Source organism: Microvirga vignae, assembly GCF_001017175.1.
In the GTDB taxonomy this organism is placed as follows: domain Bacteria; phylum Pseudomonadota; class Alphaproteobacteria; order Rhizobiales; family Beijerinckiaceae; genus Microvirga; species Microvirga vignae.
Genome location: NZ_LCYG01000047.1, coordinates 15332 through 29572 on the forward strand (window position 1 = coordinate 15332; position 14241 = coordinate 29572).

11 protein-coding genes and 1 pseudogene are annotated in these 14241 nt (G+C 59.9%); 6 read left to right on the plus strand and 6 right to left on the minus strand.

The genetic code is table 11. The annotated features are described in order from the left end of the window. Positions 1-86 precede the first annotated feature (86 nt). From AA309_RS18640 to AA309_RS18655, 4 genes are read right to left on the minus strand one after another with little or no spacing between them, the layout of a single operon-like run. Positions 87-1160 carry a DUF2399 domain-containing protein gene (locus tag AA309_RS18640; RefSeq protein WP_047190522.1) on the minus strand — a complete coding sequence of 358 codons (1074 nt, stop codon included), beginning with the start codon at positions 1158-1160 and terminating at the stop codon, positions 87-89. Next, on the minus strand, positions 1157-5476 hold the full coding sequence (locus AA309_RS18645; protein ID WP_047190523.1) for a coiled-coil domain-containing protein: 4320 nt from the start codon (positions 5474-5476) through the stop codon (positions 1157-1159). The genes AA309_RS18640 and AA309_RS18645 overlap by 4 nt, the downstream gene beginning before the upstream one ends. Then, positions 5473-6219: a hypothetical protein gene (locus AA309_RS18650; RefSeq protein WP_047190524.1), complete on the minus strand. Its 747-nt coding sequence runs from the start codon at positions 6217-6219 to the stop codon at positions 5473-5475. The genes AA309_RS18645 and AA309_RS18650 overlap by 4 nt, the downstream gene beginning before the upstream one ends. Beyond that, the gene (locus AA309_RS18655) at positions 6216-7793 is read right to left on the minus strand and encodes a hypothetical protein (RefSeq protein ID WP_047190525.1); all 1578 of its coding nucleotides are present in this window, start codon (positions 7791-7793) and stop codon (positions 6216-6218) included. Before AA309_RS18655 ends, AA309_RS18650 begins: the two co-directional genes overlap by 4 nt. 163 nt (positions 7794-7956) lie before the next feature. Here AA309_RS18655 and AA309_RS18660 point away from each other — a divergent pair, with 163 nt between their 5' ends. After that, entirely contained in the window at positions 7957-8853 is an 897-nt protein-coding gene (locus AA309_RS18660) for a BrxR family helix-turn-helix transcriptional regulator (protein ID WP_160310494.1), read from the plus strand. A gap of 292 nt (positions 8854-9145) precedes the next feature. Here the strand turns inward: AA309_RS18660 and AA309_RS18665 are convergent, their stop codons facing one another. Further along, positions 9146-9460, minus strand: coding sequence for a hypothetical protein (locus tag AA309_RS18665; RefSeq protein WP_047190527.1), 315 nt, complete (start codon positions 9458-9460; stop codon positions 9146-9148). A gap of 254 nt (positions 9461-9714) precedes the next feature. Then, complete coding sequence (locus AA309_RS33280) at positions 9715-9885, minus strand: recombinase family protein (protein ID WP_200902009.1); 171 nt, start codon at positions 9883-9885, stop codon at positions 9715-9717. Positions 9886-10005: 120 nt separating this feature from the next. Between AA309_RS33280 and AA309_RS18670 the strand changes: the two are divergent. From AA309_RS18670 to AA309_RS36615, 5 genes and pseudogenes are all read left to right on the plus strand, one after another. After that, positions 10006-10584 (plus strand): annotated as a pseudogene (locus AA309_RS18670) (IS256 family transposase); the annotation flags it as partial. 310 nt (positions 10585-10894) lie between these two features. Continuing rightward, entirely contained in the window at positions 10895-11683 is a 789-nt protein-coding gene (locus AA309_RS18675; RefSeq protein WP_160310495.1) for a DEAD/DEAH box helicase family protein, read from the plus strand. Positions 11684-12220: 537 nt separating this feature from the next. Then, on the plus strand, positions 12221-12745 hold the full coding sequence (locus AA309_RS18680) for a hypothetical protein (protein WP_047190529.1): 525 nt from the start codon (positions 12221-12223) through the stop codon (positions 12743-12745). Then, positions 12660-14030, plus strand: a complete 1371-nt coding sequence (locus tag AA309_RS36610) for a hypothetical protein (protein WP_244470422.1) — start codon at positions 12660-12662, stop codon at positions 14028-14030. Before AA309_RS18680 ends, AA309_RS36610 begins: the two co-directional genes overlap by 86 nt. Beyond that, on the plus strand, positions 14027-14241 hold a 215-nt coding region (locus tag AA309_RS36615; RefSeq protein ID WP_244470423.1), incomplete at its 3' end, for an HU family DNA-binding protein. The genes AA309_RS36610 and AA309_RS36615, both read left to right, overlap by 4 nt.

The window sequence follows — 14241 nt, forward strand, 5'->3', positions numbered from 1 at the left end:
TCGTGACCGGTTCAACGGTGGCAGGGTGCGACCGGAGAAGAGGATATCCTCGGCAGCTTGCTCGCTATGTCTCCCGGAAACGCAGACTAATGTGGGTAGGATTGCCTTATTGTCATTTTAGCGGCCGTGTCGCCGATCCGCTGCCGGAGAGCCATGGTCACCTGAGGGACGTCCAGCACTTCCTGGGCCACCCGGTGGCCACCCTCGAACAGCGAGGCAGAGTCGGCCCTGAACTCTTCCAGCAGCCAAGCGATTGCGTCGCCAACGGGCTGCTGCTGTGTCGCCATCGGGAAGGGCGTCATCTCAAGCATGACCCGATAAATGGCAGACGCCGGGTGAAGGGCCATCCCTTCCTTGGCGAGTTCGGCATGAAGATTCGCTGCGATCCGAATGCCCTCTGGGTCGAGATCGCCGGCGTACTCAATCCTGTTCGCCTGGCATGCGCTGAGGGCACGGCGCAGGGATAGGGCCGAGATCGTCCGTTTGGTCACCCGATTGCCGCCGCCCCAAAGGACGGAACGATAGACACTCAGTTCTCGGTTCAAACTGGCGATCAGGTCGTAGGCATGGGCATTTTCGACAATGAGGACGGTCGTACTTGCGGCCGCAGCATCCTCCCGTACGAGGGGGAGGTCGGGATTGTAGGCACCGATCAGGGATAGGGGCGCTTGGCCACAGATCGTATTCCCTTCGATGAGGCCAAGCCGGTCAAACGCTTTCTCGTCATTAAGGATCTGGGCGCTCCGGATGCGATACGGCACCATGCGGTCCCATGGCCCTCGGTTCCGGGCGAAATGGTCATTAATTGCCACGAGAGCATCACGTTTCGCACTGGCTTGAATCCGCGACGCGAACGCGAACTCAGGCGTCCAAGCCGCTTCCGACCGTTGTTTCCGCTCCTTCGGGACCGCCCTTAGGGAAATCTGGTGGGGCAGGGGAGGAACCGTTGACCGGTCCCAAGCCTCCTTGTTGCGGATCGAAGGAAGCCGGATCGATCCGTTGCCCTGCAAGTCTTCCAATGCCGCTCGCAGGCGCCTTGGGAGCTGCTTGTCGCTCTCCAGGAACAAGGACCGTGCACAGACGAGGAGCTCGGCTCGGATGACCGTCTGGCGCCTGCCCTTTCGCAGCTCGGCAAGAAGCCGGATCGCATCGGACATCATGCCGCCTCTGGCAGCGGCTTGCGCTGATAATCCACCGGTCGAACATGGATCTCAGAGCCATCCGGCGTTCTAAACCGGCCCATCACGACGTGGTACGGGAACATCTCATGGACATTGTGATCGATGACACCCGTATAGGCGATGATCTGCACATCCATCGCCTTCAGGACGGAGAGAGTGCTCCTCCAGAGATCCGGACTCGTGAGGGCTCCGAGAGGGTTATCAAGGATCAGCACGGCACAGCGCCGCATCGGCTTTCTGAGAGCCTTGGCCCGCAGGCGCGCGATGCCGGCAAAGAACATCATGCCGACCGACATCTTCTCGCCGCCGCTGTGGGTCATTTTGTTATACGGGTCATATTGGCCGTCAACGAGCGTGGGTTTGAGAACCTGAGTTCCCATGTCGCTGCCTGTAAGCTTCAGCATGAGATCGACCAGAAGATGGGCTCCATCCCTCGGAGTCCGCTGATCCCGAGCCATCTCCAGGATGACAGTCGCCATAACACGGTCCCGGGCTTCCTGCGGGATGTCGACGATCCCGGTCCGGAACCTCACGATGGCCTTTCCAGGTTGGACGGGCGAATCGTCCGGAATGCGCACATTCATGACATCACGAAGCATCCTGAAGCCTTGTCCGACGAACCGCTTGAGAAGATCCGTCAGGAGATCGATCTGCCGATGAAGGTTTTCGACGTCATCCTTGATGCTTGCAATCCGGTCGAAGACAAGCCCCTCCAACTCATCGCCGCTCTGGAGCAGGGCCTCAAGGGAAGACGTCCTGATGTTCTCGGCAACCATTGGATCGACACTCTTGAAGGTGTCGGACGTCACCTGCTTCAGGATCGATTGGGAAATTTCGGTGGCATCCTCCTTCCACTTCCGGGCCGCCTCGATCGCCCGGTCCCTGTGCTCCACCATCTCCTTGAAGTGTTTCATTTCGGCGCCGAGGTCGGCAATGGCGTGTCCGTCGGGAAGGATGTGAGCGAACCCTGCCGGTAGATTATCGGACCAATCCTTGACACGTGTCCGTTGCGTCCTCAGATCGCTGATCAGGAGCGCCACGGCCTTTTCTTTTTCGTCGATTGCCTCACGGCGCCTTAGCTGTGCAGCGGCCTCGGCGCCGAACGCTTGGGCTGCGACCTGTGCGTCCTCCGGGTTTTCATAGGGAAGGTCTGGATACCGTGAGATTTTCCGTTCTTGCCGGAACTTGTCGTGGGCGGTTTCGACCTCGTGCAGAGCCCTAAATGCGGCCCTGACCTCCGCGTCGTGACTGGCTAGTCTCTTCCTGGCCCGTTCGGTCAGATCGTCGAGGACATGAGCCTCTGGCAGGAAACGCATGCCATCCTGCCGGGTGATACCCTCGCGGTTACAGAAGTCGGCAATTTCGGATTGGATGGCTTCCAAGTTCTCAACCAGGGAGGATTCCCGTACGGTCAGGCCCGGATCGATGCCGCTCCGCTTGCGGTCAAGATCTTCCTTCTGACGCACCCAGGAGGCCTCCGCATCCTCAACAGCGAGATCAGGAACCTCCGCGGGCGTAGCGGCATCGCCCAACCGGACCAACTTGGCGTCGATCTCTTTAAGAGACACACCCAGTTTGACCGAACGCTCGAAGGCCGTCCGCTCGATAGCTGCCCATTCGGCAATCCGGTGCTCAACGACTTCCAGCTGCTCCTTGATCCCGCTGATCTCCGCATAGATCTCGGCGAGGCGTTCTCGAGCCGTAGCGGCCTTTGCCTCGATATCGCGAAGTCGCAGGAGGTGCTTGAGAGCCTGCCGCCTGTCCTCCGTTTTCCGCTCGTACTCGCGCACGGCATCCTGAAGCTCGCCGACCGTCTGGGTCCTCTGGGCAATTTCCTGCCGGACCTGGTCGGCTTCTCCTGTCAGATGTTCAATCCGCGTCTCCGCCGCATCGAGGGCCGCTCGTTGATCATCGACCCAGCGCGGTCCGTAGGTTCTCATCCAAGTCTCGACCAGAGCGCCGATCCGGACGAAAGCCTCAGCCTCGATCCTGAGGCGATTCCCCTCGGCACTCAGGCGCTGCCGCTCGGTGGCAGTATCCTCGGCCAATCGGACAGCTGAGGATCGAACCCAGGCTGCATCATCCTGCGGCCCCACAATGATCCGTTCAGGATCCTGATCCGGCACGACATCCCGGGCGACGGAAATGGCAACGTGAGAAAGGATGTCCGGCGTCTCTCGCTCTAGGATCGCCGTGGCCTTGGCAAGGTCGGCCGCAGTGGGAACAACGATGTCCAGGCGCAAAGGATCGGCGTCGACGATCGCGCGGGCCTTCGTCGGATCCAGGACGGTCTGGGAGAGCCAGAAGCCGCCCGCCTTGGCCTCCCGGAGCCCGGCACGGTGAAGCGCCTCCAAGATGCGCTGGGCGTCAGGCCGATCAAAGGCCACCCCGTAGGCTTCGACCGCCTTTGCCATGTCCTCCTTGCGTCTGAGGACAATTTCACCGGCAAGGATTTTCCGCTGCAGGTCTTCGGCGCGCTCCCGCAGCGTTTCCTGAAGTCGCGGCAATCCTGGGTCAACCGGCCCTTCGAGAAAGCGGGTAACCTCCTCGGACATGTTACATTGCGCCCGAAGGTGCTCTTCGCCTCGCAGAGCTTCCTGGATCTGGGTCTTGCGTTGGCGGGCTTCCTCGATCTTGGCGTGAAGCTCGCCGCTCACGTTCTCAAGGGAGGCGATGGCCTCGCGCTCTCGGACAATCGCCCCAGACCACTCGCTCAGCGCAATTCGGGCTGCTTCTTCCTCCGCCTGGATCCGTTTGATTGCGCCGGTGGCCGTTTCGCTCTCCTGCAGATGCCCGTCCGCGATCCGTTCGGAACGGGCCCGCTCTGCTTCGGCCACGTCACTCTCGGAGCGTACCTTTTGCCCCTCAAGATCCTGCCGGCGTTTTACCAGGGCACGGGACGCGTCGCGAGACTGCTCCGTCTCTGCGTTGGCATTCTGCCTTTCACTGTCCGCTGCCTGGCGTTGATCCTGAAGGGAAACCTTCCGTCGGCAGAGGATCGCGATCAGAACGCCGCGGGCACGGGCCTCGGACTCAATGAATGGCCGTAGACCTTCTTCCTGCTCCTGAAGCTTGTTTCGAACGTCCCGGAGATCCTCCGCGGTCTTAGCCTCTCTCGCCAGAAGACGAACAAGGCCAAGAGCTGCGATCTCCCGCTTGACAGTGGTAACGGCGCCGATAGCGCGCTCATGCCGTTCTGCGGCATCGGCACAGGTCAGTTTGTAGAAGGTCGACCACGAGCCTTCGCTCTGTCCTTGCATTTCCTCGTAGCGTTCGGAGGCATTTTCTCGTTCGAGCGTGAGGTGATCGATCGTCTGAAGGCCTTGCTGGATCTGCCCGTCGAGTTCGAACTCGGTTGCCCGCATCCGGGCGACGATCCGTCCCATGGAAACGGTCGAATCCTCCCGTTGTTTCATGGCGCTGTTGTATTCTCGGGCCGCTCTGCTGAAACGGCTGGCGTTGTCATGCAGAACGGTCAGCTGCTCCATTGCCGCCTGTCGGGGCTCCATCGATCGGATCTTTGCGATCCCTTGCGAAAAATGTTCGTAGTGGGAGGCAAGTTCGTCTTCCTCGAACAGGCTTCCCGTGAGCGCTGTCAGGAATTCCCGCTCGGTGCGGTATGAGAAGAAGCCCATGTCGCCATTGCTCTCGCGGCGATTGACGTCGACCAGCATTCCGAGCAGCCGCAGGTCGATGCCATGGCTGGCTGCCATTTTCTGCCAGCGGTCCTGACCGTCTTCATGATCGAAAACGATATCGCCGCGCCCGCGCATGTGCTTGATCCAGGCCTGGATGTCCCTGTGCGAACGAAGTTCCGGATAGGCATCTTCCTCTCCGGAACCCGGCAGGGTCGCGAGCACGTCGGCGGTGACCAGATCGGGCAGGGGCTCGATCACAAAGAAGTCACGCCTGAATTGTCCTTTCCCCTCGGCTTCGCGCCGGGTAACGACATAGCCGACGATGACGATCCTGTCCGCTGTCGCCGTGCTCGGGACGATGAACTCCATCGCGACCATGCCGGGCAGGCCATCCTCACTGAAGTAGTCGGAGAAATGGCGCGCCTGTCCGCCGTCGGAGTCCTCCTTTGCGATGGCCGGCAGGAAGCGGCGGAACGACGGCTCGAAGGTGGCCAGTCCCAACGAAATGTCGGTTGTCTTGCCGCCGCCGTTCTCGAGCTCCATGATCGTGAACGGCTCAAGGCCGATCTCCGGCTTGAAAATCTTCTGAATCTGAGGCGGACGCCAGGACGTCGCCTGCCCGACGTTGCACAGGTAAATGCGACGGATATGGCTCATGAACCCGACTCCTGCTGCGACTGGCTGTATTCACGGGCGACGGCGTAGAAATGAGGGACAATGCTCTCGCGCATGGCGGCGGGGAGCTTGCGGGTCGGGTAGACCCGTTTGTCGTCGGTGCTCATGTACTTGAGGTATCCCCAGTCGACCATCAGAGCGATGGCGAGGGCGATGACCCCTTCCACGGTATCCGGCTTGCGGCTTCGGGTCTTTCCGGATGGATCGGGCTCCACCTCGCGAATGTCGAGAATCCCGCGCCAGAGCTGCTCCGCCGGCCGGTCATCGCTTTCCATCGTCGCGATGGATTTGCAGGCATCCACGAAATCCTGTGCAATCTCCAAGGTGCTCCTCGGCGGCGGCAGGTGCTTTGGATCCTCGACCGTGTCCGAGGTCGGATAGAAGCATGCCGCGACAAACGGAATTCCAGCCGCGATCGCAGCCCTGATCAGGGGAGAGGCTTGCGACCAGCGCGGGATTTTCGAGAGCGACTGGGTCAGGCGGCAATCCTTTTCGGCGACATAGAGGAGGCCAAAGGGGGCTTCGCAGGAAAGCACGCGAATGTCCTTTGCCCGCGCGACATCGTTGACGCAAGCCTGCATCTGACCGTCGTCCTGATAGCGGTGGACCAGGGCTTGGTAGGCGGGATCCGATGGTCCGCCGGGGTGCAGAAGCGCACTGTCCACGAGCCGAACGGCCGCCTCGAACGCTGAAATGGCTCCCACCTCGTCTCTGGTAAGACTCATGATGTTCTCCGGAGCGGAAATACCAGGCGCTTTCCCTCGAAAAGATCATTCTCGAATTGCCCGTCGATGACAACGTCGCGGCGGGCCTTCCGGGCGCCCATCCCGTACAGTCCATACAAAAGCATGCCGGCAACACGCCGGACTCTGATGCTGGAGGCACGAGCGTCGATGCGGGCGAAGATGTCGTCCATTGTGAGATCGCCGGGTTCCGCGAGAACCCTCGCGACGATCTGTTGGGCCTCATCCCGTTCTTCGGCGGAGAAGGATGACAACGACCCAACAGGCTGATCGGCGACCTGCCGCATTCGGTCCGGCACGATGTCCTGTTCGACCTGATCCCGCAGGGCCACCAGAAGACGGTCCAGATCGAAGAACCTGATCGGATCAATCGGTGCCATGGTCCGAAGGATGCCGGGAATGGTCCGGTCCATTGCCTCGACTGACATGGTTAACAATGACGTCGCGACTTCCTTCGGGTCCGGGAGGTGAGCCCTCCGCCGAAACCGGAAAGCTGCCGCCTGGGCATCCATGAACTTCTGATGGGCTGAGTTGAGTTCCTTCAGGAGGAGGTTGATCGCATTTCGCTCCTCTTCAAGATCTTCCATGAACTGATCGAGACGGGCTGCGGTTTCCGTCTCCTGGACCTCGCCTCTGCGTTCGATCACGATCTCTCGAAGCCGCTCATGATCGGTGATCCGCTTCTCAAGATGGGATCGTGCGTCTTCGACGGGCGCTTGAAGTTCAGCCTGCCAGGACACCGCCCTCGCATTCGTCAAAAGATCCGAGATCAGATGTCGAATCCGCAAATAGATGCGCCGGGCGAGGCCGCGGGCCTCACGCGAGATCCGTTCAGCTCTTTCCATTTGGCCATGCCGGATGGCCTCTTCGACGAGTTTATGGAGCGCTCCTTGAAGGTCGCGATCAAGGTCGTGGTCGGCCAGCGCCCCATAGACCAGGGTTGCTTCGTCGCTGACGCGATAGCGGTATTCGCCGCTCTGGGATCGTGTATACTCAAGATAACGGAATCGGAGTTTCTCGATCGTTCGGCTGATCGGATCGAAGACATTGACCTCGAACCGTTTATCGACCTCTTTGGATCGTTGGTTTTCGAGAATCTGGAGCGTCAGCGTCGCAAGCTGTACCAAGACAGGGTGACTGATATCAGGCCATTGCTCAAACACGGCCTCGGCAATCATGCCCCGGAGCTGCGAATTCGTCGGTCCATCGTCGAAGGTATTCAACAGGGCGACGTCACGGATGAGACGCAGGCCGATGCGGTAGCCATCCAGTTCCATTTTGTGTTCGGATGCGACCTTGGAAAGACTATACTCGAGATCCGCCAAGGGCTGAACATAACGCAATCCTGCCGCCCGACGCTTCAGATCGAGGCTCGCAGCCGGTGTGTCGCGTCGAGCCGCGCCCCTGGCAGCCAGTAGGTCATCAGACCATGCGGCTGGGCTTTCGACGGGCAGCTCTTGAGGGGATGCCCGCGAGCCAAAATAGGCGAGCAGGTCTTCTTGAATGGCGGCTGTGCTCGCCTGCCCCTCTAGATGAAGGTCACTTCGATCATCCATGGTTCCAAACCGTCCTGGTGAGGAGGTCGCGCCCCGTAACAGCGTCTAAGATGCTATATCGGCAACGCGGCGATCCGAAGCATTATTTCCTGACTTGCAGGATTCTGCTCTGTTGGATTGGGCGGAAGCGACGGTCATCGAGCAACTCCTGTGAGTTTCACATGTGGTCGGTCTCAGGGTATCCTTCGGCTCGATTGAGGACCATCCAGTCAATGGAAGACACAAATTTTTTTTTCGTCGGGGCGAGCGCCAAATCCGGGAGAGATATCGTTTTATTAACGATATGTTGGCGTGGACGGGTGCGGTTCGAAGCGCTGATCTCAGGGAGGAGTTCGCGATATCCCCACAGCAAGCCTCGATTGATCTGCGAGGATTTGCGCAGGAAACGCCGGGCGTTACCTACGATGAAGGCCGCAAATGCTGGGTTCGCAATCAAGCCTTCGACCTTTCGGCAGCGGGAGACCTTGAGGAATTTCTAGGCCGACATCCGAGCATGCGCCATCGGCTCGGCTTTGAAGAATTAATCCTTCCGTGGCAATCCGCATCGGCTAGCATCGTGCAGACCTTGATGGCGTCCCGTCTGGGCCGAATTCCTGCCTTGATCGAGTATCAATCGATCACCAGCGATATGCCAACGAAGCGTGTTGTTTGCCCTCATACGTTCGTGGTCGATCACTTGATCATGCGGTTCAGGGCATATTGCCGAAAGGCTGCCGCGTTTCGCGACTTTCGCGTCAGTCGTGTCCGATCTGCATCCCTGATCAATGATCAGGGATGGGTGGATGGGGCTGCTGATCGGGAGTGGTTTGAGTTTGTCGAAGTCAGGATTGCACCCCATCCCGACCTGACCCCATCCCAAGCAATGATCACGATGGATGAAATCGGCCTGCCGGCCTTTGGCGGAACAGTGAGGATTCGCAAGGCCATACTTCTTTATCTGCTGGATGGTCTTGGTTTGCTTGAGGCCGTTCAAGCCGGTCACGGAAGGCCGGATAAGTTCGCTCGCTATGTCTGTGAAAACCCAGGTGAGCTGATGCTCTTCTTGCCGAAGCGTGCGTGAACGGTACAAACGAGCCACCCATTAGCCCATCCAAGCAGAACGCTACGGCGACTGTCTCAGGTGCCCCTGTACAGAGCCAGAACCTGCCATCACAGCCATGACTGATCCCCACACCGTGAGAAAGCGGACCTCGTGGAACACAAGGGCTATCAGATCGGAGAGCATGAGGTCTCCTGAGGCAGCCCGTGAGAGGGCCCCCTCCAAAAGGCGGCATCAAGCCCGATCAGCGGCAGTGCAATGAGAGCCAGGGTTACGGACGGCATTGTTGCCCCACAATCCCTTATGCTCTCGTTCACACCGGAATCTTGCTGGCTATCGTGGTCGCAGCTTCCGGGCTGAATCCGACCTCCATCAGTTCCCCCTCAAGGTCATCAAGACTGCAGGGCTCAAGGGTGATCGACGCTCCGGAGCCGTCCCGTTTGAAGTCGGAGTTGTCGCCATCCTCCTCTTCCAGCACGCCGGGATAGTCATCAACGGAGGTGGTCGTGACCCGAACGGGTGGACCCTCATCCTCGTTTCCATCGGCCGCCTCATAGCTCTGGTACACCTGCACGGTAACTAGGCGGCCCTCAATCTCGTCCTCGAAGACCGTCTGCCATTCGTCCATGTTCCCCTCCTGGATCATGTGCCGGGCCATGCTCCGCCGACTGTAGAGTTCGTTTGGCTGGAGGGGCGCTAATTACCGCTCCCAGACCCACAGTTTGTTACCTATAGGGCTGTAGTGCTGCAATGCTGTGACATGCAACTGCGATGGTATCAGAGCGTCGTTTCACTATTGCATTCCATCGCAGTCACTCCCACATATCTTATTGCGGAGGCTAGCCCGCAACCCTTGACCGCCTCCGTAGACTTCAGCCCCGTTCAGACAGATCCCGACGGGGCTTTTTCATGGCCCATGATCCGCATCACCTGTGTTGGCGCCCAGTGCTTGCGTCGGGACGTCTTGATGTGCCGCGCATTCAGAGCGGCCGCAACCTGGCGCAGGGATGGGGCGCCGCTCGCCTGGATATCAGCCGCCCGCCTCTTGGCCATGGTACTGTCAAGCTGGCGGGATGGCGGTCTGTGGCACGGTCTTGGACATGAGCACGACGTCCAATCCGTACCGCAGCTACCGTTTACCGGCTGAGATCATCAGCGAGGCCGTCTGATTGGTCCGCTTGGAAGACCTTTCTGCTGGGCCTGCGCGAGCGCGGGCTTTCCGGGGTAGAGCTGGTGGTGGCGGATGATCATGCCGGGCTGCGCGCCGCCATTCGCGAGGTGCTGGCAGAGGCGGCCTATCAGCGCTGCTATGTGCACTTCCTCCGCAATGCCCTCGATCACCTGCCGCGCAAGGCCGATGATGACTGCCTGCAGGAGTTGCGCTGGCTCTACGATCGCCGCTCGGTCGAGGAGGCCCGACGGGATCTGGCCGCCTGAATTGCCAAGTGGGAGACGCGCTACCCGCGCCTGGTCGTCTGGGCTGACGAGACGATTGAGGAGACGCTGACCTTCTACCGCTTGCCGAGTCAGCATCATAAGCACCTCAAGAGCACCAACATGCTTGAGCGCCTGAACGAGGAGATCAGGAGGCGCACCTATGTGGTGCGGATCTTCCCCAATGCAGCCTCGTGCTGCCGGCTGGTGCGGGCACTGGCGGTCGAGACCCATGAGAACTGGCTCGAAGCGCACCGCTATCTCAACATGGACGACCTGAAGGAGCACAAGAAGGATCAACTCCGCGAAGCCGCTTAGCCAACCTGACCGGCCGCCCCGCTCTGCAGAACTTGACGTACACAATCGCGGCCTGGGCGTATAAGAGCTTAAGTCGTATAAGAGCTAGAGAGATGGCACACGGCTCGAACCTTCCGTCTCGGCATTCCGAGTGTCACTTTCATCAGGCGGTTGTGTCACCTCTGAACGTGACAATAAGCACTATTCCGCGCAACCCTTCCGGCTATCATCCAAGTGCATCGCAGGCAGCGGTTGATTTGCAAATCACAGAATGTTGCCCGCCCATTTCGCCGGCCGTCTGTTCCCCCTTGACTCCTCTCTGCTTTGCCCAATGCCGCCTCTCACCGATCCCGTCGAGACTTTGCCAGAAGTGACCAATCCGACCCATACCCGGCAGATCGGCAACAAGCAGGCGGAGCCCTATCAGCACAGGATCACGGGTTCCGTTCGTGAAGCGATCCAGCGAGGGCGTTCTGGTGCGGTGCTCGCGCCCACAGGCAGCGGGAAAAGCCTTCTGGCGGCCGCGGCAGCCGAGGATGCGATTGATCTGGAAAAACCCATTCTCGTCCTCCACCCGGCTGTCAGCCTGCTGCGCCAGAACTACGCCCGGTTCCAATCCGTTCCCGCTGTGAAGGGCGCCCCGACCGCATTCTTTGTCGCCAAGAATAAGATCATCGGTGACCAGCCGATGGTCAGGAACTCTCTGGATGCCGCCGTCATTCCGGCGACAAACATGTCGCTTGTCAACAAACTGGATGACGAGGACTTCCTGCATTCCCTCGACCAATTTGGGAAGAGGGGAGGGGTGGTTCTCATCGATGAAGGGCACAAGGCCGCAGCCGAGGAGCTCGCCCGCGTCCTCTCCCGGATCGCCCTTGCCGGCGGCTCGGGCATCGTTCTGACGGCGATCCCGTTCCGCACCGATGGCAAGGATCCGCTGGATGCATTCGGCGCCAGCATCGAGCATGACCTGATCGATGTCGCCACCTGTGACGAGGTCCTGACGACAAGGCGCACGGTCCCGACCAGGTTGGACATTGCTACAGACGAGTTCGAGGCCCATCTCGGAACCGATGCCGTCCGGCTCATCGGGAGCGCCTTCCTGGCCTTGCTGGCCTAAAACGAATCGGTGGACCAAGCCTCCCAACAGGCGTTCTCCCGCTTTTTCAAGGAAAGAGCGAGCGAGGGGAGATAGGGCGATTGCCGCCCTCATCGTCGCGGCCGTCGCCCGGATCTGGGTTAAACGCGCCGCCAAGGCGACTCTGGCGATGATCCACTGCGACAGCGTGGAGTTTGCCAGGGAGCTCTCAGGCTACCTTGCTCAAGAACCCCTTCCGCCCGATCACGAGAGGGCAGGGGAGAAGCCCCGCGTGGCCTTCGTTGTGGCCGGCGAAATCCGCATCCGGCGCAGCGGCGCAGAGGAAGGGTTGAAAGAAGGCGAGCCTGTTGGCCGCAAGATCAAGCGCAACGATCTTCTGGATGCCGCTCGTGCCGGGGGCTTCGATATCCTCGTCAACGTGAACGCCTTGGGCGTTGGCACCGACGTTCTCCAGACCGACCTCAATATTCTTGCTTGCCAGGAGCGGTCGATTGGGCCGGTCAACAGATCAGTGGTCGCGGCGGGCGGGCTCATCAGCCGAGTGGCAAGACCCATCAGGTGTTTGTCGATGTCGGCAACTCGATCCTGCGCCTCTTCGATATGGATGCCATGCGCCGGAATGATCCGGAACGCTGCCGACGCCAAGTGCGCGGCTTGGCCTCTCCGATCCCAGAGCCGTTCGAGGCATGGTTTGACAAAGATCCGAGCCTGCGGGAACAGATCGAGGAGCGCCAACGCCAGATCCGGTTGCGAATGGGGGAGGGGGACAGCGAGCAGTACGACGATCCGCTCGACCCCACGATGGAGATCGGCAACGAAATGACTCTGCCGGTCCCGAAACCCTTCGCCATGGGCCTCATGGCGAAAGGCATGCGGCGATACGATTCCGCGAACAAGAGATTTTCCAGCCGGGTTGCTTTGTTCTGCGACCTGCGGGAATTCGGCCTCTATGATCAGGATACGGCACCAGATCTGCCTCGTTGGCTGGTGGCCACGCATGACGAGCAGACGGGCCAGCAGGGCTTTCTGTGCAAGACGCTGGATCGCCCATCAATACGCGGCCTTTGTTGGCATCCGGTATGATGGCGACTATGAAACCGCCAGTTCGGCCAACAAGCAGCGGAAGTTCCTGAAGAACCTTCAGCAGGCGCGGCCTTTGGTGTTGCCATGGCTCACTGGCTTCGCCGATCCCTCCAGTGCCACGCAGATGTCAGCAGCGATCGATCTCCTCAAGGACAAGGCCCGATTGCTCACCCGGTTGTTCAATTTGGCTGCCGTTCGTCTCGTGGAGCGGGCTACCGATGCCCACAGCCTGAGGCCAGATCTTCGTTCAGTGGTGCTCGATCGACCCCATCAGATCGCCCCGCAACGGCGGGATCTGCTCGCTGCCTATTGCCGCCTGCGTCAGCGATCTGCCCACCTTTATCCTGATGCGTTCGGAGGCAAGCCTCCATTCTCGGTGACAACCTTTGACCCGAGCGTGCTGCCCGAGATCAAGGCCATCGTGGCGAATACGAATGGGCGCTTCTTCGTCATCGACAATCCAGATAAGGAAGAGCAGCTCCGTCCCAGCCTTGCCGAAGGGCTCATCAAATCCTCCGTCGTGGCGGTTGGTCCGAAGGGTTCAAGCGAGCAATGGATTCGGCAGAAAGCCGGGTTCGGTCGTCACGACGATGCCGCGCGAGCGCGAGAACAGAGCTTCAAGGGTCACCTTCAAGAGCTTGCCGATGGTCCGTTGAGCAAGGATCAATCGCTGGCGATCACATTGTCCCGGACCGAATATCTCGAGATTGCGGCTGCAACTCCCGGGAAGGAGCTCGTCCGGGCTCTGCCATCGGCAGTGATGAATCTGATGCTTCTCTTGGGCGAGCACAACGGAATGCCTCTGCCTGGTGAGCAGGTGGAAGTCATCCAACAATCGATCCAGAAAAAACCGGCCGGAGATTGCCGTTCCATTTTCTCTGCCCCGACTTTGTGCGCGCTACGCTCAAAAGCCGGTGCCGGCGCAGAGGAAAGTTCTGAAGGAACTGGAGACAGCCGCGACATTCAAGAAGAACCGGGATGCCTACCTGCGATCCCAAAATCGATCGTCTCTGGCATCATGAACAGCGTTATTGTCAGCGAAACGGAACTTCCAGCACTTGGACCTTTTTCCTCCTGTGATATGCCACGAGTGATATCTCGTCGCTTATGTTCTCATCAAAGGAGTTTCCAGTGGCAAAAGCAGCAACGAAGAAAGCCCCGGCCCGCAAGGCCGCAGCTACCAAGACCGCAGCAAAGAAGACCACCGCCAAGACGGCTGCCAAGGCAGTTGCCAAGAAGCCCGCTAAGGCGGCTGCTTCCAAGACCACGGCGAAAGCTGCCGTGAAGGCCGTGAAGAAGCCTGCCAAGGGCCCGGCGACGACAAACGGTATCCTGACGCTGCGTCACATCGCTGAGGCACTGTCCGAAGCGCACGAGCTTCCGAAGCGCCAAGTGAACGAAATGATGACCCAGGTCGTCGACTTCATCGCCAAGAGCCTGAAAAAGGGCGAGAAGATCCGTCTCACCGGCCTCGGCATCCTCCAGGTTCGCAAGCG